This window comes from Streptomyces kaniharaensis (assembly GCF_009569385.1).
GTDB classification, from domain to species: Bacteria; Actinomycetota; Actinomycetes; order Streptomycetales; family Streptomycetaceae; genus Kitasatospora; species Kitasatospora kaniharaensis.
This window is the reverse complement of record NZ_WBOF01000001.1, coordinates 2,860,990-2,882,008: the sequence shown is the minus strand read 5'-3', so window position 1 is coordinate 2,882,008 and position 21,019 is coordinate 2,860,990. Positions and strand designations below refer to the sequence as shown.

Below are 21,019 nucleotides of genomic sequence, written 5' to 3'. Positions count from 1 at the left end.
TGATGAGCACACCGCCTGGCCCGTACGGCCCGCCACCGCAGTACGGCCCGCCTCCGCAGGCCCCGCAGTACGGCCAGCCGCCGCAGTACGGAGCCCAGCCGTACGGCCGGCCGGCCCCGCAGGCGCCCGCGCAGCCCGGTCCGCCGGGCTACGGGGCGCCGCCGTCGTACGGAGCGCCGCAGCCGCCGTCGTACGGAGCGCCCCAGCCACAGCCGTACGGGGCTCCGCAGCAGCCGTACGGCCAGCCGGCGCCGCCCGCCGCGCCCTACGGCTACCCGCAGCCCACCCCGGCCGCCCCCTACACCCCGGCCGCCGGCGCGCCGACCGCGAAGCGCAGCGCCCGGTCGAAGCTGAAGACCGTCGGCGTGGTCCTCGCCGGGATCGTGGTGGCCGTCGGCTACTTCGTCAGCGGCCCGAGCGTCAGCAGCGCCAAGCCGGGCGACTGCGTCCGGGTGGGCGGCTCGCACGACGTCGAAATCGTCAAGTGCTCCGATTCGAAGGCGAATTACCGCGTCCTGACGAAGTTCGACGACACCACCGACACCAACCGCTGCCGGCAGACGCCGCAGTCCACCAGCGCGATCTCCGGCAAGAGCGGACGCCGCTGGAACAAGAAGCGGTACGTGCTCTGCCTCGGCCCGCTGAGCCCTGCTGGCACCTCGCCGGTCGGGCAGTCCTGACCCCTTCCCGACACCGTCACCGTTCTCCCCGGGGGACCCCTTTGTCCGTTCCGCCGCCCCAGATGCCCTACGGCGCCCCGCAGCCCCACGACGCCAACCCGTACGCCGCCGGAAACCCGTACGGCCAGCCGGCCCCGCCGCCCCCGCCGGGGTACGGCTACCCGGCCCCGCCACCGCCCGACCCGGCGTACGGCTACCCCCAGCAAGCCCCCGGCTACGGCTACCCGGCCGCGGCTGCCCAGGGCGGCCCGGTCTGCCGGGTCTGCGGCGGCTTCCCGGCCGTGCAGACCACTGTGCGCGGGCACCAGGGCATCATCGTGATCATGCGGTTCCTGAAGCAGCACGGGCCGTTCTGCCGTGTCTGCGGCGACGCGACCGTGCGCAACATGTCCGCCCGCACGCTGGTCCAGGGCTGGTGGAGCTACCTGGGCTCGGTCTTCACGCTGGTCACCCTGCTGCTGAACCTGGGCGCCCACAACAAGATCAAGCAGCTGCCGCCGCCCGCCCCGGGCACCCACGGCCCGCAGCTCGACCCGGGCGTCCCGCTCGCCAGGCGCCCGCACATCTTCATGCTGCTGCTGCCGGCCGGATGGATCATCACGGTGATCGCCCTGATCGCCACCGGCGCCCTGTTCCCGAAGAATCCGGACCCGATCTACCCGGCGATCCCCACCGTGTCGATCCCGGCGATACCCAGCCCGAGCTTCAGCCCGAAGCCGCTGACCTCGCCGACGTACACGCTCCCGCCGGTGGCCACGCCGACCCTGCCGAAGCCGTCCGACCCGGGCTCGGGGCCGGAGGCCATCGACAGCGCCAAGGCCGGCGACTGCCTGCGCAACGAGAACGGCACCGGCGCGACGAACGACACCAACCCGCGGATCACCATGCTGCCGTGCACCGACTCCCGTGCCCAGTACAAGGTGATCTGGAAGTACCTGGCCACCTCGGACGAGAAGGTCTGCGAGCAGCAGCCGAAGTCCGACAGCACCTACTACCGCAAGTACACCGGGATGCCGGCGCTGAGCTACGTCCTGTGTCTGCAGAGCATCCACACCGCGGGCACGTCCTGAACCGGAACGCGTGAGGGGTGGTCCCGAGGCCCGGGACCACCCCTCGTCGCGTTTTCGTCAGCCCTGCTGCTGGGCCGCCCACCAGGCGTGCAGCGCGGCCACCGCCTCGTCGTGCTCCATCGGGCCGTGCTCCAGCCGCAGTTCGAGCAGGTGCTTGTAGGCCTTGCCGACCTGCGGGCCGGGCTTGAGGCCGAGCAGCTCCATGATCTGGTTGCCGTCCAGCGCCGGGCGGATGGCGTCCAGCTCCTCCTGCGCCTTCAGCTCGGAGATCCGCTGCTCCAGGCCGTCGTAGGTGCGCGCCAGCGCCGCCGCCTTCTTGCGGTTGCGGGTGGTGCAGTCGGAGCGGGTGAGCTTGTGCAGGCGCTCCAGCAGCGGCCCGGCGTCGGTGACGTAGCGGCGCACCGCGGAGTCGGTCCACTCGCCGCCGCCGTAGCCGTGGAAGCGCAGGTGCAGCTCGACCAGGCGCGAGACCTCCTCGGTGAGCTCCTTGGAGTACTTGAGCTCGCGCATCCGCTTGCGGGTCATCTTGGCGCCGACCACCTCGTGGTGGTGGAAGGAGACCCGGCCGTCCGACTCGAAGCGGCGGGTGCGCGGCTTGCCGATGTCGTGCAGCAGTGCGGCGAGCCGCAGGGTGAGGTCGGGGCCGTCCTGCTCCAGGTCGATGGCCTGCTCCAGGACGGTCAGCGAGTGCTCGTAGACGTCCTTGTGCCGGTGGTGCTCGTCCCGCTCCAGCCGCAGCGCGGGCAGCTCGGGCAGCACGTGGCCGGCCAGTCCGGTGTCGACCAGCAGCCGCAGGCCCTTCACGGGGTGGGCGGCCAGCAGCAGCTTGTTGAGCTCGGCCTGGACCCGCTCGGCCGAGACGATGGTGATCCGCTCGGCCATCGCGGTCATCGCGGCGACGACCTCGGGGGCCGGGTCGAAGTCGAGCTGGGCGGCGAAGCGGGCGGCGCGCATCATCCGCAGCGGGTCGTCGGAGAAGGACTCCTCGGGGGTCGCCGGCGTGCGCAGCACCCGGGCCTCCAGGTCCTCCAGGCCGTGGTGCGGGTCGACGAAGGCGCGGCCGGGCAGGTCGACGGCCATCGCGTTGACGGTGAAGTCCCGGCGGACCAGGTCCTGCTCGATGGTGTCGCCGTAGGTGACCTCGGGCTTGCGCGAGGTGCGGTCGTAGGCCTCGGAGCGGTACGTGGTGATCTCGATCAGGAAGGAACCGTGCGGGGTGTCCTTGCGGGCCCCGACCGTGCCGAAGGCGATGCCGACGTCCCAGACCGCGTCCGCCCAGCCCCTGACCAGCTTGAGGACCTGCTGCGGGCGGGCGTCGGTGGTGAAGTCCAGGTCGTTGCCGAGCCGGCCGAGCAGCGCGTCGCGCACCGAGCCGCCGACCAGCGCCAGTCGGTGCCCGGCCGCCTGGAAGCGGCGGGCGATCTCGTCGGCGACCGGCGACACCCGCAGCAGCTCTTGCAGGCCCATGGTCTGGGCCTCGCTCAGGCCTGGTACGACCTGGGTCGCGGTGCTGGAAGGATGGGTGCGGGCGGCGGGCTCATTGGCAGTGGACACGGCTCACAAGGGTACGTGCCCCGGCAGGTCAACCGCCCGCGTGTTTCGGGCGTCTCACTGCAAGGCCCGCAACACTGCACCCCGGGCCGCATCGTTACCATGCCGGTGGACGAGTCTCGGGCACCGACAGGGGATGCGGTGCCGCGTGCCACCACGGCCGGCCGGGCGACCGGAGGCCGCAACTCTTCACGGCCGCCTTTGCCCGGCTGCTCCGCACGGCTGATCGTTTTCGGCCCGCGGATCATCCGCGGCATCGAGCGGCGGACAGCGTCAAGCGAACAGCATCAGCAGCAGCGAGCGATCGATCGAGAACGGCGAGGGCGAAACGAGTGAGTGAGCCGGCACGGCACTCGGGCCTGGGAGCGTACGGACGGCCTGGACGGCCCACGGGCCCCGCCGACGGGCGAGGGCCCGGGCGCCGCACGGCCCGGCGGCTCGCGGCCGCCCTGGGAGCCGTGCTGGCGGTGTTCACGGCCGCGCCGGCCGGCGCGCTGCCCGTCGGCGGCCCCCGGGCGGGCGCGGACGGCGGGGTCTCCGCCGAGGCCCCGGCGGTCATGACGATCGACACGGTGGCCCCCCAGGTGGCCACCCCGAACGGCACCGTGACGATCACCGGGCACGTCACCAACGGCGGCAAGTCCGTGCTCAGGGACGCCCACGCGGCCATCCGCAAGCCGTGGTCGGGCAAGCCGCTGCAGCGGCGCAGCGAGCTGTCGACGGTGGCCTCGCGCACCGGCCCGGTCGGCCAGGACGGCGTGGAGCTGGACAGCCCGCAGTACGCGCTGCCCGAGCTGGGCCCCGGCCAGAGCCAGCCGTTCACCCTCGGCGTCGCCGTCAACGACCTCCAGCTGAACGGCGACGGCGTCTACGAACTCGCGGTGGACACCTGGGGCACGACCGCCGACAACCAGCACGAACGGGCGCTGGGCATCGCCCGGACCTTCCTGACGTACACCTCGAACCCCGGCGAGGCCCAGCCGACGAGGATCGCCACGCTCTGGCCGCTGGTGCACGCCCCGGTGCTGGCCGCGCAGACCGTCTCCGACAACGAGCAGACCGTCTCCGTCCTGCGCAACGACGGCCTGGCCGGCGAGTTCGCGCCGGGCGGCCGGCTCTACGAGCTCGTGGACACCGGCGCCAAGCTCCCCGGGCTGACCTGGGTGATCGACCCGGACCTGCTGGACACCGCGTTCGCGATGACCAAGCCGTACCGGGTGCAGAAGCCGGGCACCGAGGAGTCCGGGAAGCCTGCCAAGGACGACACCACCGTCCCGGGCACCGGCGTGGCCGCCGCGACGGCCTGGCTGGAGAAGCTGCGGGCCGCCGTCGCCAAGCCCGGCAACCAGGTGGTGGCGCTGCCGTACGCCGACCCGGACGTCGCCTCGATCGCCCACAACGGCGCCGACCTGACCGGGATGGCCACCGCCCTGGGCAAGGCCGCCACCGCGGGCCGGCTGACCGTCGAGGGCCGGCTGTCCGTGGACACCCGCTCCGACGTCGCGTGGCCCTACCAGGGCCACCTGGACCAGCAGATCGCCGGCATCACCCAGCAGGCGGGCAGCGGCCTGGTGCTGGCGAACGGCGCGAGCATGCCGGAGCCGGACGCGCTCAACCACACGCCGACCGCGGTGCGCCCGATCGGCAACGGGCAGAACGCCGTGGTGGCCGACGAGACCGTCTCCGCGCTGTTCGACACCGACCTGAACACCCCGCAGGCGCAGACGCTGGCGACCCAGCGCTTCCTCGCCGAGACCTACGCGATCACCCACGAGCAGCCGCAGAACCAGCGCGGCCTGCTGGTGATGCCGCCGCGCAACCTGACCGTGAACACCGCCAAGGCGCTGGCCGCCGCCCTCCAGACGGCGGCCGGCAAGTGGGCGGAGCCGGCGAAGCTGGACGTGCTGGCCCAGGCCGCGCCCGACCCGGGGGCCGCCACCGCCGTCCCGGCCGCCACCGACTACCCGGCCCAGGCCCGCGCCTCCGAGCTGTCGGCGGCCGACCTGAGCGGCACCGACAGGATCCAGAACGACCTGGACACCCTGATGCAGGTGCTCACCCTGCCGCAGCGGGTGCGCGGCCCGTTCAGCGCCGCCATGGTCCGGTCGCTGTCCACCGAGTGGCGCTCGGACACGCCGGGGGGCGGCAACTACCGCAAGGGCGTCACGGGCTACCTCCAGGAACTGACCGGCGCGGTGAAGGTCCCGCAGAAGACCGTGGTCACGCTCGCCGGGAACACCGGCCTGCTGCAGGTCAGCGTCCGCAACGACCTCACCCAGACCGTCACCAACCTCAAGCTGAAGCTCACCTCGCACCAGCCCAACCGGCTCGGGGTCGGCGAGGACGCGGAACTGGTCATCCCGGCCGCACAGAGCGTCACCGTGCGCTTCCAGGCCGTGGCGCGGAACAACGGGCCGGTCAAGATGACGGCCCAGCTCTGGACCACCGGGCCGAACTCGCGCCCGTACGGCGCGCCGCAGGACTTCCAGGTGGAGGTCACCTCGGTGACCAACGGCGTGCTGTACGTGTTCGCGGGCGGCGTGGTGCTGCTCCTGCTCGCCGCGCTGCGCTTCGTCCGCCAGCGCAAGCGCCGGGCCGGGCAGCCGCACGAGGACGGCGACCAGCTGGTCGGCGACACCGGGGCGGACGGCGCGGCCGAGGGGCCGGACGACGAGCCGGACGACGCCGACGGCGGCGCCTGCGCCGGTGACAATCCTGCGCAGACACCGCGCGCGAGCAGCGCCGATGGCCGGGATCGGGCCACCAGTGATGAGAAGGTTGGTCCTTGATACCGCCGACCCCGCGAGCTACCGGGCCGGCCTCCCCCCACGACAGCGAAGAGGTGACATGACCGGGCGCAGCGAGGAGCGGCCGCCGGGCCGCGGTGAGAGCCGGCCGGGCGCCGAGTCGCCGTCCGGCGACTGGTACGTGGCCGACACCTACGCCCAGGACCCGTACGCGGCCGACGCGTACCAGGGCCCGCAGGACGGCCAGGACCCGTACGGTCTGCGGGCCGCCCGGCCCGCCGCGCAGCAGCCGCCGGCCGCCGCGTACGACGTGCCGCCGCAGTTGCCGCCGCAGGCCGGCGGCTACCCGACGCCGGTGCCGCCGGCGCAGTCGTCGCCGACGCGGTTCTCGCCGCCGGTGCCGCCGGTGCAGCCCGGCTGGGACACCCCGGCCGACTGGCGGCAGCCCCACGACAACGCCCCGGAGGCTCCTGAGGCCCCGGCGGCCCCTGAGGCCACAGTGGCCTCTGAGGCCCCGGCGGGCGACCGCTGGGGTGCCCCGGAGCAGCCCGCGCCGCAGTGGGAGCCGGGCCCGGCGCACTCCGCGTGGGACACCGAGACCACCGAGTACGTCGGGGTGGACGCGCTGTTCGGCGGCCACCAGGCGGAGGCCGCGGCCCAGCCGCCGGCGCCGCAGCCCGCGCCCGTCCCGCCGACCGCTCCGCCGACCGCTCCGCCGGGCGCGCCGTCGGCGCCCGTGCCGTTCCCGCTCGCGGGCGGGTACCCGGCGCAGGACGGCCACGGGGACGGGGCGCGCCCGTTCGTACCCCCGATCGAGTTCGACCCGCCGCTCTCCGAGGAGGAGGCCACCATGCAGGTGGGCGCCGTGGCGCTGCCGCCCGCGGTGGAGCCGCTGGAGGACCTCGCCGCCGAGGAGCACACGGCGCAGGCGGCGCCCATCGCCGAGCCCGCTCCGGCGGCCGGTGGCGGCAAGGTCGCGAGCCTGCTGAACTCCAGCGCGATCATGGCGGCCGGCACGCTGGTCTCCCGCGGTACCGGCTTCCTGCGCACGATGGTGATCGCGGGCGCGATCGGCATCGCCGTCATGGGCGACTCGTACAACGCGGCGAACACCCTGCCGACCCTGCTCTACATCCTGATCGGCGGCGGCGCGCTGAACGCCGTCTTCGTGCCGCAGCTGGTGCGCAGCATGAAGAACGACGAGGACGGCGGCACCGCGTACGCCAGCCGGCTGCTCACCCTGGTGATGGTCGGGCTCGGCGGCGTCGTGTTCCTGGCGGTGCTCGGAGCTCCCGTGCTGGTGCAGCTGATCGCGCACCCGATGATGGAGAACCCGGCCCGCGCGGACACCACGGTGGCGCTGGCCCGGTACTGCCTGCCGACCATCTTCTTCATGGGCATCCATGTGGTGATGGGCCAGATCCTCAATGCCCGCGGCCGCTTCGGCGCGATGATGTGGACCCCGGTCCTCAACAACATCGTGGTGATCTTCACCTTCTCCGCCTACATCTGGGTCTACGGCGGCTTCGACTCCACCCAGGTCACGCCGGAGAACATCACGCCGGAGGGCGTGCGGCTGCTCGGCCTCGGCACGCTGATCGGCCTCGTCGTCCAGTCGCTGGCGATGATCCCGTACCTGCGGGCGGCCGACTTCCACTACCGGCCGCGGTTCGACTGGCGCGGCCACGGTCTGGGCAAGGCCGCCCGGCTGGCCAAGTGGACGTTCTTCTTCGTGCTCGCCAACCAGGCCGGCTACCTGGTCATCACCCAGCTGGCCACCGCCGCCGGCAGCGCCGCCGAGCGGGGCGGCCACGGCGGTGTCGGCCTCGCCGCGTTCTCCAACGCGCTGCTGATCTGGCAGCTCCCGCAGGCCGTCATCACCGTCTCGATGATGAGCGCGGTGCTCCCCCGGCTCTCGCGGGCGGCTGCGGACGACGACGCCGGCGCGGTGCGCGACGACCTGTCGTACGGGCTTCGCACCACCGCGGTGGCGGTCGTCCCGGCCTCGTTCCTGTTCCTGGCCCTCGGCCCGGCGATCGGCCGCTCGATCTACGCGGTCGGCGGCGGCGCGACGGCCCTGAACAACGCGACCAACGTCGGCCTGATGCTCTCCGCCTTCGCGCTCGGCCTGATCCCGTACTCGGCGCAGTACGTCATGCTGCGCGGCTTCTACGCCTACGAGGACACCCGGACGCCGTTCTCCAACACCGTCTGGGTGGCGGCCTGTCAGGCCGGCTTCTCGCTGATCTGCTGGTTCGCCCTGCCGGCCCAGTGGACGGTGACCGGCATGGCGTTCGGCTACGGCCTCGCCTACGCCGTCGGGGTGACGGTCGCGGTGCCGAAGCTGAAGAGGAAGATCGGCGGGCTGGACACCAAGCGGATCGGCAAGACGTACACCCGCCTGGCCACCGCCTCCGTACCGGCCGCCCTGGTCGGCCTCGGCGTCAGCCTGGCGGTCCAGCGGGTGCTCGGCGGCTGGGCGGGCAGCGTGCTCGCCCTCGTCGTGGCCGGCGCCCTCCAGCTGGCCGTGTTCGTGCTCATCGCGAAAAGGCTCCGGATCGAGGAGCTCAACGCCATGCTGGGCATGGTCCGCGGCCGCATCGGCCGCTGACCCACCGCACCAACCAGCCGGACCGGCCGCCGCCCTGACCGAACGTCAACCGCAACGATCGGGCTCCAGCGCCGGTCCGGCCGGCGCCGGGCCGCCATCCGCCCCCGGGTCGCCCGGGCCGCGAGGTGGCGGCCCGGTGTCGGGTCTGCACGACATCTCTCCACCGCTACGCAACCGAGCGGACCCCTCAGCGGTCGTACCCGGTGGAGAAGAGTGGGCACAATTGTCCCGGAGCACACAGGGCCGCCAACCCACATGCTCCAGCGACTCTCAGCCGGGGCGACACAAGGGGAGGCAGGACCACGGTGGCTGATGGCACCAAGGCGGTCGTCGACACGTCAGCAGCTGACGCGGCGGCGGACGAGGCCGCACTGGCCGCGGCGATCGGCGGGCTCGCGGGCGGGAAGGCCGACCAGGCCGGCGACGCCGACGGCTCCTCCTCGGACGGCCCCTCAAACTCCGCCGACGCCCCGGACGCCTCCGCCGTCGCACCGGCCGAGACACCGGCCGAGACACCGGCCGACGGCTCGGTCAGCGAGGAGACCTCGGAGATCACCGCGCCGCTCTCCGTCCAGGAGATCGCCGCCGAGCTGGCCGCCGGCGGCGCGTCCAAGCCGAAACGGGCCGCCGCCAAGGCCCCGGAGCCGCCGGGCACCGCCGCCCGGCGCCGGCCCACCGACCCGCAGCCCACGCACGACCCGCGCGACACCTCCGCCCTCCCGCGCACCCTCCCCGCGCCGATGCGGCACAGCGGCGACAAGATCGGCCACCGGTACCTGCTGGAGGAGTGCATCTCCCAGACCGAGACCTTCAGCAGCTGGCGGGCCGTCGACGAGAAGCTGCGCCGGGCCGTCGGCGTCCACCTGATGGCCTCCGGCCACCAGCGCGCCCGCAAGGTGCTCGCCGCCGCCAAGTCCGCCGCGCTGCTCGGCGACCCGCGGTTCGTCCAGGTGCTCGACGCCGTCCAGGAGGGCGAGCTGGTCTACGTCGTGCGGGAGTGGCTGCCGCACGCCTCCGACCTGGCCAGGCTGATCGCGAACGGCCCGATGGAGCCGCACGAGGCGTACCAGATGGTCCGCCAGGTGACCGACGCGGTCGCCGCCGCCCACCGGCGCGGCCAGGCCCACCTGCGGCTCACCCCGCGCTGCGTGCTGCGCACCGACAGCGGCCAGTACCGGATCAACGGCATCGCGGTGGACGCCGCCCTGCGCGGGCTGCCCGCCGAGGACAGCACCGACAGTGCCGAGCGCGCCGACACCCGCGCGATCGGCGCCCTGCTGTTCGCCGCGCTCACCCACCGCTGGCCCTACCCCGAGGACCGCTACGACCTCCACGGCCTGCCGAGGGGCCTCCAGAACGCCGCGCCCGACCAGGTCCGCGCCGGGGTCCACAAGGGCCTGTCCGACCTTGCCGCAAGGGCCCTGTTCGACCACCCGCCGCACCACGCCTCGCCGATCACCACGCCGGAGGAGCTGGCCCGGGCGATCGCACTGATGCCCCGCATCCGCCAGCCCGAACCCGAGCTGCCCGTCTTCACCCCGCCCCGGCACAACACCCACGCCCTGCCGACCGCCCCCAACCCGACCCGGGTGATCGCCGACCCCGCCATCGCCCCGCTGCCGCCGATGGCGCGCCCGGCGGCGGCCCGGCGCACCCGGCGGCGGCTGCGCCGGGTGGTCAAGGCGACGGCCTGGACGGTCGCGCTGGGCGCCATCGGCGTCGCCTCCTGGCAGCTGGTCGACAACCTGCGCAACCCGGGCCCGGGTGCCGTCGCGGCCCCGCAGCCGTCGATCAGCACCACCGCGCCGGCCGTGCACGCCGCGGCGCACACGCCGGCGCCGATCACCATCAAGGACGCCCAGTCCTACAACCCGATGGGCGACGCACCCGAGGGCAAGGAGAGCGCCGGGAAGGCCGTCGACGGCGACCCGAGCACCGCCTGGACCACCAACTGGTACAACGACCAGCTCGGTCCCAAGCCGCCCTCCCTCAAGTCGGGCACGGGGCTGTTGATCGACCTCGGCTCGCCACAGGCGGTCAGCTCGGTCAGCGTCCAGTTCATCGGCGAGCACACGGCGGAGCTGCGGGTGCCCACCGCGGCCGCCGCCGCCAACCCGGCGCAGGCCAAACCGGAGCACTTCACGGTCGTCGGCAGGAAGGTCGGCGCCAACGTCGAGTACACCCTCGACAACCCGATCACCACGCGTTACCTCTTGATCTGGCTGACCGCTCTGCCGAAGGATACGGAAGGCAGGTTCCGTGGTCAGGTCGCCGAGGTCAAGGTCTCCGGCTGACCCCGACGAACGCGAGAGGGTGACAGTGGCGGACGACGACGCGACACTGCTCGCCCGGCACGTCGCCGGCGATCCGGACGCCTTCGGCCTGCTGGTGAACCGCCACCGCGACCGGCTCTGGGCGGTCGCCCTGCGCACCCTGGGCGACCGCGAGGAGGCCGCCGACGCCCTCCAGGACGCCCTGGTCTCCGCCTTCCGCGCCGCGGCCGGGTTCCAGGGCCGCTCGGCGGTCACCACCTGGCTGCACCGGATCGTGGTCAACGCCTGCCTGGACCGCGCCCGGCGCAGCTCCACCCGTCGCACCACCCCGCTGGACGACGACCCGCAGCGGCTGGACACCCTGGTCGGCTCCGCCGAGCCCGCAGACTCCCCTGTGGTCCGGGCCGAGGTGCACCGCGAGGTGACCGCCGCGCTCGCCGAACTGCCGGCCGACCAGCGGGCCGCCCTGGTCCTGGTCGACATGCAGGGCTACCCGGTCGCCGAGGCGGCCGAGCTGCTGGGCGTGCCGGTGGGCACGGTGAAGAGCCGCTGCGCCCGGGGCCGGGCCCGGCTGCTGCCGCTGGTCCGCCACCTGCGCGAGGGCAGCGGTGAATCGGACGTTTCACGTGAAACGGCGCCCGTCCGGGGCTCGGCGCCACCACGGCGTAGCGCACCGGGGAACCCGAAGGGCGGCCGTACCGTCACAGGGACAGGCCCGGACACCGGCCGGACGATTCTGGAAGGAGATGCGAGCACGCGATGACGGCCCCGTTCTCCTCCCCCGGATCTCCCGACTCCCCCGAGTCCCACCCCCCCACGGACCAGCTCGCCGACCTCGCCGAGGGGCTGATCGACGACGCCGACGCCGCCGAGGCGCTGCACCGGCACCTGGCGGGCTGCGCCGAGTGCCGTGAGACGGCCGACGCGCTGCGCGAGGTCCAGGCACTGCTGGGCGAGGTCGAAACCCCGCCGATGCCGGCCGACGTGGCGGCCCGGCTGGACGCCGCGCTCGCCGACGAGCAGGCCTCCCGTGCCGAAGCCCGGCGCGAGGCCGCCGATCGCCCCCAGGAGGCCCCCGGCCGCACCGCCGGGGCTCCCACCCCGGCCGCACCGTCCCGGCCCGCCACGACCCCCGCCGCGCCGCCCGCCCGGCCCGTCGGCGCCACCGGCCCGGGCCGCTCCCGCTCCCGGCGGCGGCGCTTCGGCCTGCTGCTCGGTGCAGCGGCCGCACTCGCCGCCATAGGCCTCGGCGGCGCGCTGCTGTATCCGACGGACTCCGGCTCCACCGGGGCGTCGGTCTCGGCCGGTGCCCCGACCGCCACCGACGCCGGCCACAGCATCACCGCGGAGCACGCCCTGGGCGCCGGCACCGCCTACCGCGACGACCAACTCGCCGCGCAGATCCAGCAGTTGCTGGCCCGCTCCGGTGGCACCGCCGAGGCCACGGCCGGCGGACCAGGCAAGCCCTCCGCCGCCCCCGCGGAGGGCCAGCAGGGGCTCACCGCCCAGACCGCGCCCCAGACCGCGCCCCGGACCTGCCCTGCCCCCGCCGAGGGCACCCTGCTGGCCACCGACCACGGCAGCTACACGGGCGCCCCGGTCGACGTCCTGGTGTACGCGGTGCCCGGCAAGCCGGGCGTGGTCGACGTCTACCTGCGCTCCCCCGACTGCGGCCCGGTCCTGCTGCACCGCACGGTCCTTGCCCACTGACGCCACACCCGCTGACGCCCCGCCCGCTGACGACGGCTGAAGGCCATGCGATCGACGCCCAGCCCGGCGCGCCACTCCCACACTGCGGGCGCCTGGTACTGATCCTCCTGGGAATGCGAGACACTGGGCAGTCGTTGTCCCGGGCGGCGGAGCAGGACCGCCCTCCCCGCAGCAAACGCGGGTCGCGATGCGAACCAGGAGATGTAGTGAGCGACGTCCGTAACGTGATCATCATCGGTTCCGGCCCGGCCGGGTACACGGCTGCGCTCTACACGGCCCGTGCCTCCCTCAGGCCGCTGGTCTTCGAGGGCGCCGTCACCGCCGGTGGTGCGCTGATGAACACCACCGAGGTCGAGAACTTCCCGGGCTTCCGGGACGGCATCATGGGCCCCGAGCTGATGGACAACATGCGGGCGCAGGCCGAGCGCTTCGGTGCCGAGCTGATCCCGGACGACATCGTCGCGGTCGACCTCACCGGTGACGTCAAGACCGTCACCGACTCCGAGGGCAACGTGCACAAGGCCCGCGCGGTGATCGTCACCACCGGCTCCCAGCACCGCAAGCTCGGCCTGCCGAACGAGGACAAGCTCTCCGGCCGCGGCGTCTCCTGGTGCGCGACCTGCGACGGCTTCTTCTTCCGCGACCAGGACATCGCGGTGGTCGGCGGCGGCGACACGGCCCTGGAGGAGGCGACCTTCCTCTCCCGCTTCGCCCGCAGCGTCACCATCATCCACCGCCGGGACACCCTGCGCGCCTCCAAGGCGATGCAGGAGCGCGCCTTCGCCGACGAGAAGATCCGCTTCGAGTGGGACAGCGCGGTCGAGGCCATCCACGGCGACCCGAAGCTGAGCGGCGTCACCCTGCGCGACACCACCACCGGCGAGACCCGCGAGCTGGACGTCACCGGCCTGTTCATCGCGATCGGCCACGACCCGCGCACCGAGCTGTTCAAGGGCCAGCTGGAGCTCGACGCCGAGGGCTACCTCAAGGTCGAGTCGCCGTCGACCCGCACCAACATCCCGGGTGTCTTCGGCGCCGGCGACGTCGTCGACCACACCTACCGCCAGGCCATCACCGCGGCCGGCACCGGCTGCTCCGCCGCGCTGGACGCGGAGCGCTACCTCGCCGCGCTGGACGACCTGGAGGCCAAGGCCGCCGCCGTCGCGGTCTGAGCCCCGCCGCACCGACAGATCCCCGCGGGGGTGTCGAACGTTGTTTCACGTGAAACACCCCCGCCCCGTCCAGGCAGAAACACAACGGGCCCGCCCGTTGTTCTCCTGGCAGCAGCACACCGCCTCCGAACCCGAGGAGTTCCCGTGGCCGGCGCCACCACCACCGTCACCGACGCGACGTTCAAGGCCGATGTCCTGGACAGCGACAAGCCCGTACTGGTCGACTTCTGGGCCACCTGGTGCGGCCCGTGCCGCCAGGTCGCCCCGATCCTGGACGAGATCGCGACCGAGCACGGCGACAAGCTGACCATCGCCAAGCTCGACGTGGACGCCAACCAGGCGACCGCCGCCCAGTACGGCGTCATCTCGATCCCGACCCTGATCGTCTACAAGGGCGGCGAGCCGGTGAAGTCGATCACCGGTGCCCGTCCGAAGGCCGCGCTGCTGCGCGAGCTGGCCGAGTTCATCTAGGTCCTCGACCACCCGCGATGGCGGGGCTCCCCATGACCGGGGAGCCCCGCCATCGTCGTTTCCCGCTCCTCGAAAGGCCCGCCCAGCTCCTCGAAAGGTCCTCTCAGAACGGGCGCAGCGCCGGCTCCTTGCGCCCCCCGCCCAGCAGCCGCTCCAGCGCCACCTCGACGTCTCCGCGCCAGGACAGCGTGGTCCGCGCCTCCAGCCGCAGCCGCGGGTAGCGGTGGTGCGGCCGGACGGTCTTGAAGCCGACCGCGAGCAGATGGTCGGCCGGCAGCACGCAGCTCGTCGGCACCCGCCCGGCCGTGCCGAAGGCCTCGATCGCCCGTACCCCGCGCCCCAGCAGATCCTTGGCCACGGTCTGCACCAGCACCCGGCCGAGCCCCTGCCGCTGGTAGCCCGGCAGCACCCGGCTGACCATCAGCTGAACGGCGTCCGGTGACACCGGGCTGGTCGGGAAGGACTGCGAGCGCGGGACGTAGGCGGGCGGCGCGTAGAGCACGAATCCGGCGGGCTGGTCGTCCACGTAGACGATCCGGCCGCAGGAGCCCCACTCCAGCAGCACCGCGGAGATCCACCCCTCCTTCTCCAGCTCCGGCTTGCCGGACTCCACCGCCGCCTTTCCGGTCACCGGGTCCAGCTCCCAGAACACGCAGGAGCGACAGGTCGTCGGCAGATCCGCGAGGTTGTCCAGTGTCAGCGGAGCGATCCGGCGTCCCATGCCCCACACCTCCTCGTCCACTCCACAGTCGAGCATTCCCCCCGAACACCGATGGGTGCATGTTTCACGTGAAACAACGCTCACGCGGAACATGCACCCATCGGGTCACACCTCTCCGGCCCGGCTCAGCTCTGCGACAGCCGCAGCCCGTCCTCGCCCGGGGCCAGGCTGTCCAGGATGCGGTTCAGGTCCTCCACCGAACCGAACTCCAGCACCACCTTGCCCTTGCCCAGCTTGCCGCCGCGCTGCGACACCTCGACCTTGACCCGGGTGTCGAAGCGGTCCGACAGCCGGCTCGCCAGGTCGTTGAAGGCCGGCGAGAGCAGCTTGCCCGCCTTCGGCGCCTGCCGCTTCGGCTTCTCGTCCTCCCGGCCCATCACCTTGACGATCTCCTCGGTGGTGCGCACCGAGAGACCCTCCGCGTTGATCCGCGTGGCCAGCCGCTCCTGCTGCTCGCTGTCGCGCAGTCCGAGCAGCGCGCGGCCGTGCCCGGCCGTCAGCACTCCGGCGGCGAGCCGGCTCTGGACGGACGGCGGGAGCTTCAGCAGCCGGAGGGTGTTGGACACGTGCGCGCGCGAGCGGGCGATCCGGTCGGCCAGTTCGTCATGGGTGCAGGAGAAGTCCCGCAGCAGCTGGTCGTAGGCGGCGGCCTCCTCCAGCGGGTTCAGCTCGGCCCGGTGCAGGTTCTCCAGGAGGGCGTCCAGCAGCAGCTTGTCGTCCTCGGTGGCCCGGACGATCGCGGGGATCCGCTCCAGCCCGGCCTCGCGGGAGGCCCGCCAGCGGCGCTCGCCCATGATCAGCTCGTAGCGCTCCGGCCCGACCTGGCGCACCACGACCGGCTGGAGCAGGCCGACCTCCTTGATGGAGGCGACCAGCTCGGCGAGCTTGTCCTCGTCGAAGACGTCACGCGGCTGCCGCGGGTTGGGCGTGATCGCGTCCAGCGGCAGCTCGGCGAAGGAGGCGCCGGGGACAGGCTCCGGCTCCTGCCGCAGGCTCGCCGCCGCCCTGGCCGCCACCGTGCCGCGACCGCCCGGCAGCACCGGCGTCGAGGCCGCCGCCGCGCCGTTCGCCACCACCGAGGCCGGTGCGGGCGTGGCGGCCGCGGGCTGAGCCGCCGCCCCGCCGTCCACCGGCGCGGCGGGGCCGATCAGCGCCCCGAGCCCTCGTCCCAGACCCCTGCGACCACTCACCGATGACCCTCCGTCGTACCGTGCTCTGCCACCGGGGCACCGTGCCCCGCCTGGCCGTCCCTCTGCTGGCCCACCACCGTGGCGCCGCCCATACCCACCGCGCGCAGCGCGAGCTCGCGGGCGGCTTCCAGGTAGGAGAGCGCACCGGTGGAACCCGGATCGTACGTGAGCACCGTCTGACCGTAGCTGGGCGCCTCCGAGATGCGCACCGAGCGCGGGATCGCCGTGCTCAGCACCTCCTGCGGGAAGTGCGTCCGGACCTCCTCGGCGACCTGGGCGGCCAGCCTGGTCCGGGCGTCGTACATGGTGAGCAGGATGGTCGAGACGTGCAGTGTGGGATTGAGGTGCGCGCGCACCAGCTCGACGTTGCGCAGCAGCTGGCCGAGGCCCTCCAGCGCGTAGTACTCGCACTGGATCGGGATCAGCACCTCCTGGCCGGCGACCAGGGCGTTGACCGTCAGCAGGCCCAGCGAGGGCGGGCAGTCGATCAGGATGTAGTCCAGCGGCTGCTCGTAGGCGGCGATGGCGCGCTGGAGGCGGCTCTCCCGGGCCACCAGGGAGACCAGTTCGATCTCCGCGCCGGCCAGATCGATGGTTGCGGGGACGCAGAACAGCCCCTCGACGTCCACCACCGGCTGCACCACGTCGGCGAGCGGCTTGCCCTCCACCAGGACGTCGTAGATCGACGGCACCTCGGCGTGGTGGTCGATGCCGAGGGCGGTGGAGGCGTTCCCCTGCGGGTCGAGGTCGACGACCAGGACGCGCAGTCCGTGCATGGCGAGCGAGGCCGCCAGGTTGACGGTGGTGGTCGTCTTGCCGACCCCGCCCTTCTGGTTGGCCACCACGATCACCCGGGTGGTGGCGGGGCGGGGAAGGCCCTCACCCGCACGGCCGATCGCCTGGACCGCAGCCTGGGCAGCACGCGCGATGGGCGTGTCATCGATCTGGTCGATGGTCTCCGAGTCCTGCATGGGGGTCAGTGTTTCACGTGAAACCGGAGCGGCAACAGTCGCCGTCCGGAAGAGGCCGAGCCCGCGGCGGAGCCGCAGATCGAGACTGTCCGAGAGCAGGGAGCGACGTTTCACGTGAAACACCATGCCCGCTATGTCGGAAATCTGACGTTGCGACACTCCGGTGTTCCGACGTCCGAGCGGAGTCGTCCGGCCACTCACCGGAACGACGACGGGCGGGCGATCCTTCCGGAAGGAAGGACCACCCGCCCGTCATGGCGAGTGTCGAGCGTCACCCGGGGGTCAGCGGCCCTTGCGGCGTCCGCCCCGGCCGCGCTCGCCGGTGCGGGCGCTCGCGTTCCGCCCGGCCCGGGCCGCCTTGGCCCGCCGGGTCGCGGCCCTCACCCCGCCGGGGCTCTCCCCGGCCTTGACCTGGACCACCCGGGTCGAGGTCTCCAGGGTGCCCTCGCCGACCGATATCACGCTCCACTCGACCGCGCCCAGCTTGGTCAGCCCGGCGCGCGAGTCGGCCAGTTCCTGCTCCGCACTGTCGCCCTTGAGCGCCAGCATCTGCCCGTGCGGGCGGAGCAGCGGGAGCCCCCAGCCGGCCAGCCGGTCGAGCGGCGCCACCGCCCGGGCCGTCACCACGTCGACCGCGAGCTTGCCGACCATCTCCTCGGCCCGGCCCCGCAGCACGGTGACGTTCTCCAGCCCCAGCTCCCGGACGACCTCCTCCAGGAAGGTGGTCCGACGCAGCAGCGGCTCCAGCAGCGTCACCGAGACGTCCGGACGGGCCAGCGCCACCGGGATACCGGGCAGGCCGGCGCCGGAGCCGACGTCGCACAGCGTGGAGCCGGGGGGCAGCAGCTCGGCGAGCACCGCGCAGTTCAGCACGTGCCGGTCCCAGAGCCGCGGCACCTCGCGCGGCCCGATCAGCCCGCGCTGGACGCCCGCGGTGGCCAGCAGCTCCGTGTAGCGGACCGCGGCGTCGAAGCGGTCGCCGAAGACCTCCCGGGCGACGGCCGGCGCCTCGCCCGGCTCGCTCGCGGCCGACGCCTCGACGGCCTGGCCCTCAGCGGCCGGATTGACGGCACCGGCCTCCGGCTGACCGCCAGTCGCGCTCTCCGTGTCCATCTCGACCTCTCCGATCCCCGGATCCACCGACCCGCTGTCCGCACCGTTTCACGTGAAACATCTCTCGCCGGGCCACCGCCCCGCGAAGGGACGCGACCCCGTCCGCACGAGGCGGACGGGGTCGCGTCCTGTGAAGCTCACCGGCCGCCGGAGCGGCCGGTCATCGACCTGCCGGCCTCAGGCCGGCAGCACGACCACACACCGCTGGGGCTCTTCGCCCTCGGACTCGCTGCGCAGACCCGCCGCGGCGACCGCGTCGTGGACGACCTTGCGCTCGAACGGCGTCATCGGCCGCAGCTTGACCTGCTCGCCGGTGCTCTTGGCCTGCTCGGCGGCCTTGGCGCCGATCGCGGCCAGTTCCTCCCGCTTGCGGGCCCGGAAGCCGGCAATGTCCAGCATGAGGCGGCTGCGCTCGCCGGTCTCCCGGTGGACAGCCAACCGGGTCAGCTCCTGCAGCGCCTCCAGCACCTCGCCGTCCTGGCCGACCAGGCGCTGGAGCACGCGGTCGTTGCCGTCGCTGACGATGGAGACCAGGGCTCGGTCACCTTCGACGTCCATGTCGATGTCACCGTCGAGGTCGGCGATGTCGAGCAGACCCTCCAGGTAGTCCGCCGCGATGTCGCCCTCCTGCTCCAGGCGGGCGATGAGGCTCTGGTCGGCGCTGGCGGCGGCCTCGGCCTCGACGGCGGAGGTGGTGCCTTCCGTCACTGATGGACTCCTTCGGAGATGAGGCCCAGGTTGGTGGGCCGGGAACGAAGCTCTACACGAAGCCGGTCAGGACTTCTTCTTCGGCCGCTGGCCGCCACCGCGCTTCGGCTGCTGCCGAGCGGTGCCCGGCTTGGCCCCACCGGGCCGGGACGAGCCCGGCTTGGCGACCGGCTTGGCGCTGCCGGCCTCGGCCGGAACGGCGTCCGCGGGCTCCTCGGCCGTGGTGTCCGCCGTGGTGTCCTTGGTCAGGCTCGTGGTCTGCCCGCCGGTGTGCTGGCGCTGGGCCTTGGTCTGCTTCCGCGGCTGCTGGCGGCGGGTGTGCACCGACTCCTCGACCACGGTGGCCGCCGCGGCCTCGACCGCCGACTTCTTCGGGGGCAGCAGGCCCCACAGGGCGCCCTTGATCTCCGAACCGTCCGGGTTCAGCCGGCCGGCCTTCTTCAGACGCGCCTGCCGCTCGTTCCAGGCCTTGCTGCCCGGCGTCGGGTTGTTGTGGATGACGATCAGCTGCTGGCCCATCGACCAGACGTTGGTGGTCAGCCAGTAGACGAGGACGCCGACCGGGAAGTTGATGCCCATGACGGCGAACATGACCGGGAAGACGTACATCAGCATCTTCTGCTGCTGCATGAACGGCGTCTTCACCGTGAGGTCGACGTTCTTGGTCATCAGCTGGCGCTGGGTGATGAACTGCGACAGCGACATCAGGAGGATCATCACGGCGGTGACGACCTTGACGCTGGTCACGTCGCTGCCCAGGAAGGTCGCGGACAGCGGGGCGCCGAAGATGTGCGCCTTGCCGGCGCTCACCAGCAGGTCGCCGTGGATCACACCGATCGGCTTGCCCTTGGCGACCGAGGCCAGCACACCGTAGAGGGCGGTGAAGAACGGCGCCTGCACGATGATGGGAAGGCAGCTGGAGAACGGGTTGGTACCCGCCTCCTTGTACAGCTTCATCATCTCTTCGGACTGGCGCTGCCGGTCGTTCTTGTAGCGCTCCTGGATGGCCTTCATCTTCGGCTGGATCGCCTGCATGGCCCGGGTCGCCTTGATCTGCTTCACGAAGAGCGGGATCAGGCAGATCCGGATGACGACCACCATCGAGGCGATGGCCAGACCCCAGGCCCAGCCACCGTCCGGGTCGAAGATGTGGCTGTACAGCGAGTGGAACTGGACGATGATCCAGGACACCGCCGTGTACAGGGGATTCAGGAAGGAGAAGGTCACCGGTCAGGCTCCTTGGACATATCGATTGGCCGCTCGGGGCCAATGGTCGCCGGGCCCTCGGGGTCCGGACCGGCGGAAGTGGCGGGCACCGGTGCTCCGGCGGCGGACCGGCTCAGCCAGTCGCGCAGTCGGCGGTGCCACACCGGGTGCTTGCGTGGCGGGACGTGATCGACCCCGCCCGGCGTCCACGGATTGCAGCGCAGGATGCGCCACACGGTCAGGCCACCGCCCTTGACCGCTCCGTGCACCCGCACGGCCTCGTAGCCGTAGTGCGAGCAGGATGGGTAGTAGCGGCAGACCGGACCGAGCAGCGGGCTGATGGTCCACTGGTAGACCCTGATCAGACCCATCAGCAGGTACTTCATCGCCCTGCTCCCGTCGGCGCCGTCGCGGCGGGCTCTGCCTTGAGCAGCCGTTTCAGCGCCGCGTCCAGGTCACGTTCGAGGTCCTGGTACGAGGCGGACGCGGCCTGGGGCAGCGCACGCACCACTATCAGGCTACCGGCGGGCAGGCTGGACAGACGATCACGAACGAGGTGGCGCAACCGGCGCTTGACCAGGTTGCGGACGACCGCCGGGCCGACGGCCTTGCTCACGACGAAACCCGCACGCGCCGAAGGAGTCCCCTCGGCGACGTGCGGGCGGGAGTCGCTGGTCCGGTCGACCTGCCCCTTCAGGTCACCATCTCTGCTGAGATGGACGACCAACAGGGGCCGGCCGGCCCGGCGACCGCGTTTCACCGCGGTCGCGAAGTCCTGACGCCGCCGCAGCCGATTGTCGGAGGGCAGCACAACAGACTCTGGCG

18 protein-coding genes are annotated in these 21,019 nt (G+C 72.9%); 9 read left to right on the top strand and 9 right to left on the bottom strand.

Features of this window, described 5'->3' with window-relative positions:
- Nucleotides 1–2 precede the first annotated feature (2 nt).
- Both F7Q99_RS13185 and F7Q99_RS13180 read left to right on the top strand, forming a co-directional pair.
- Entirely contained in the window at nt 3–680 is a 678-nt protein-coding gene (locus tag F7Q99_RS13185) for an LppU/SCO3897 family protein (protein ID WP_153461384.1), read from the top strand.
- Nucleotides 681–742: 62 nt separating this feature from the next.
- Nucleotides 743–1,750: an LppU/SCO3897 family protein gene (locus F7Q99_RS13180; protein ID WP_153461383.1), complete on the top strand. Its 1,008-nt coding sequence runs from the start codon at nt 743–745 to the stop codon at nt 1,748–1,750.
- A gap of 57 nt (nt 1,751–1,807) precedes the next feature.
- Here the strand turns inward: F7Q99_RS13180 and F7Q99_RS13175 are convergent, their stop codons facing one another.
- The gene (locus F7Q99_RS13175; protein ID WP_153466136.1) at nt 1,808–3,217 is read right to left on the bottom strand and encodes a CCA tRNA nucleotidyltransferase; all 1,410 of its coding nucleotides are present in this window, start codon (nt 3,215–3,217) and stop codon (nt 1,808–1,810) included.
- Nucleotides 3,218–3,633: 416 nt separating this feature from the next.
- On the opposite strand from F7Q99_RS13175, the gene F7Q99_RS13170 reads away from it, so the two are divergent.
- The 7 genes from F7Q99_RS13170 to trxA all read left to right on the top strand — a co-directional run bounded on the left by F7Q99_RS13170 (nt 3,634) and on the right by trxA (nt 14,285).
- Nucleotides 3,634–6,090, top strand: a complete 2,457-nt coding sequence (locus tag F7Q99_RS13170) for a DUF6049 family protein (RefSeq protein ID WP_326846612.1) — start codon at nt 3,634–3,636, stop codon at nt 6,088–6,090.
- A gap of 58 nt (nt 6,091–6,148) precedes the next feature.
- Nucleotides 6,149–8,659, top strand: coding sequence for a murein biosynthesis integral membrane protein MurJ (gene murJ / locus F7Q99_RS13165; RefSeq protein WP_153461381.1), 2,511 nt, complete (start codon nt 6,149–6,151; stop codon nt 8,657–8,659).
- A 305-nt stretch (nt 8,660–8,964) separates the two neighbouring features.
- The gene (locus tag F7Q99_RS13160; RefSeq protein WP_153461380.1) at nt 8,965–10,953 is read left to right on the top strand and encodes a protein kinase family protein; all 1,989 of its coding nucleotides are present in this window, start codon (nt 8,965–8,967) and stop codon (nt 10,951–10,953) included.
- 25 nt (nt 10,954–10,978) lie between these two features.
- The gene (sigM, locus tag F7Q99_RS13155) at nt 10,979–11,695 is read left to right on the top strand and encodes an RNA polymerase sigma factor SigM (protein ID WP_326846611.1); all 717 of its coding nucleotides are present in this window, start codon (nt 10,979–10,981) and stop codon (nt 11,693–11,695) included.
- Nucleotides 11,692–12,642, top strand: coding sequence for an anti-sigma factor (locus F7Q99_RS13150; protein ID WP_153461379.1), 951 nt, complete (start codon nt 11,692–11,694; stop codon nt 12,640–12,642). The genes sigM and F7Q99_RS13150 overlap by 4 nt, the downstream gene beginning before the upstream one ends.
- Before the next feature lie 206 nt (nt 12,643–12,848).
- Nucleotides 12,849–13,814, top strand: coding sequence for a thioredoxin-disulfide reductase (gene trxB / locus F7Q99_RS13145; protein ID WP_326846610.1), 966 nt, complete (start codon nt 12,849–12,851; stop codon nt 13,812–13,814).
- Nucleotides 13,815–13,958: 144 nt separating this feature from the next.
- Nucleotides 13,959–14,285, top strand: coding sequence for a thioredoxin (trxA, locus tag F7Q99_RS13140; RefSeq protein ID WP_326846609.1), 327 nt, complete (start codon nt 13,959–13,961; stop codon nt 14,283–14,285).
- Between the two features lie 103 nt (nt 14,286–14,388).
- Here trxA and F7Q99_RS13135 read toward each other — a convergent pair whose 3' ends face one another.
- The 8 genes from F7Q99_RS13135 to rnpA form a co-directional block, all read right to left on the bottom strand.
- Nucleotides 14,389–15,006: a GNAT family N-acetyltransferase gene (locus F7Q99_RS13135; protein WP_153461377.1), complete on the bottom strand. Its 618-nt coding sequence runs from the start codon at nt 15,004–15,006 to the stop codon at nt 14,389–14,391.
- Nucleotides 15,007–15,131: 125 nt separating this feature from the next.
- Nucleotides 15,132–16,196: a ParB/RepB/Spo0J family partition protein gene (locus F7Q99_RS13130; protein ID WP_326846608.1), complete on the bottom strand. Its 1,065-nt coding sequence runs from the start codon at nt 16,194–16,196 to the stop codon at nt 15,132–15,134.
- On the bottom strand, nt 16,193–17,245 hold the full coding sequence (locus F7Q99_RS13125; protein WP_407697852.1) for a ParA family protein: 1,053 nt from the start codon (nt 17,243–17,245) through the stop codon (nt 16,193–16,195). Before F7Q99_RS13125 ends, F7Q99_RS13130 begins: the two co-directional genes overlap by 4 nt.
- Nucleotides 17,246–17,449: 204 nt before the next feature.
- On the bottom strand, nt 17,450–18,280 hold the full coding sequence (rsmG, locus tag F7Q99_RS13120) for a 16S rRNA (guanine(527)-N(7))-methyltransferase RsmG (RefSeq protein ID WP_153461376.1): 831 nt from the start codon (nt 18,278–18,280) through the stop codon (nt 17,450–17,452).
- 177 nt (nt 18,281–18,457) lie between these two features.
- Nucleotides 18,458–18,988: a Jag family protein gene (locus tag F7Q99_RS13115; protein WP_326846607.1), complete on the bottom strand. Its 531-nt coding sequence runs from the start codon at nt 18,986–18,988 to the stop codon at nt 18,458–18,460.
- Nucleotides 18,989–19,054: 66 nt separating this feature from the next.
- Nucleotides 19,055–20,215 carry a membrane protein insertase YidC gene (gene yidC / locus F7Q99_RS13110; protein WP_326846606.1) on the bottom strand — a complete coding sequence of 387 codons (1,161 nt, stop codon included), beginning with the start codon at nt 20,213–20,215 and terminating at the stop codon, nt 19,055–19,057.
- Nucleotides 20,212–20,580, bottom strand: a complete 369-nt coding sequence (gene yidD, locus F7Q99_RS13105) for a membrane protein insertion efficiency factor YidD (RefSeq protein WP_153461375.1) — start codon at nt 20,578–20,580, stop codon at nt 20,212–20,214. Before yidD ends, yidC begins: the two co-directional genes overlap by 4 nt.
- Nucleotides 20,577–21,005 carry a ribonuclease P protein component gene (gene rnpA / locus F7Q99_RS13100; protein ID WP_326846605.1) on the bottom strand — a complete coding sequence of 143 codons (429 nt, stop codon included), beginning with the start codon at nt 21,003–21,005 and terminating at the stop codon, nt 20,577–20,579. Before rnpA ends, yidD begins: the two co-directional genes overlap by 4 nt.
- Nucleotides 21,006–21,019: the final 14 nt, after the last annotated feature.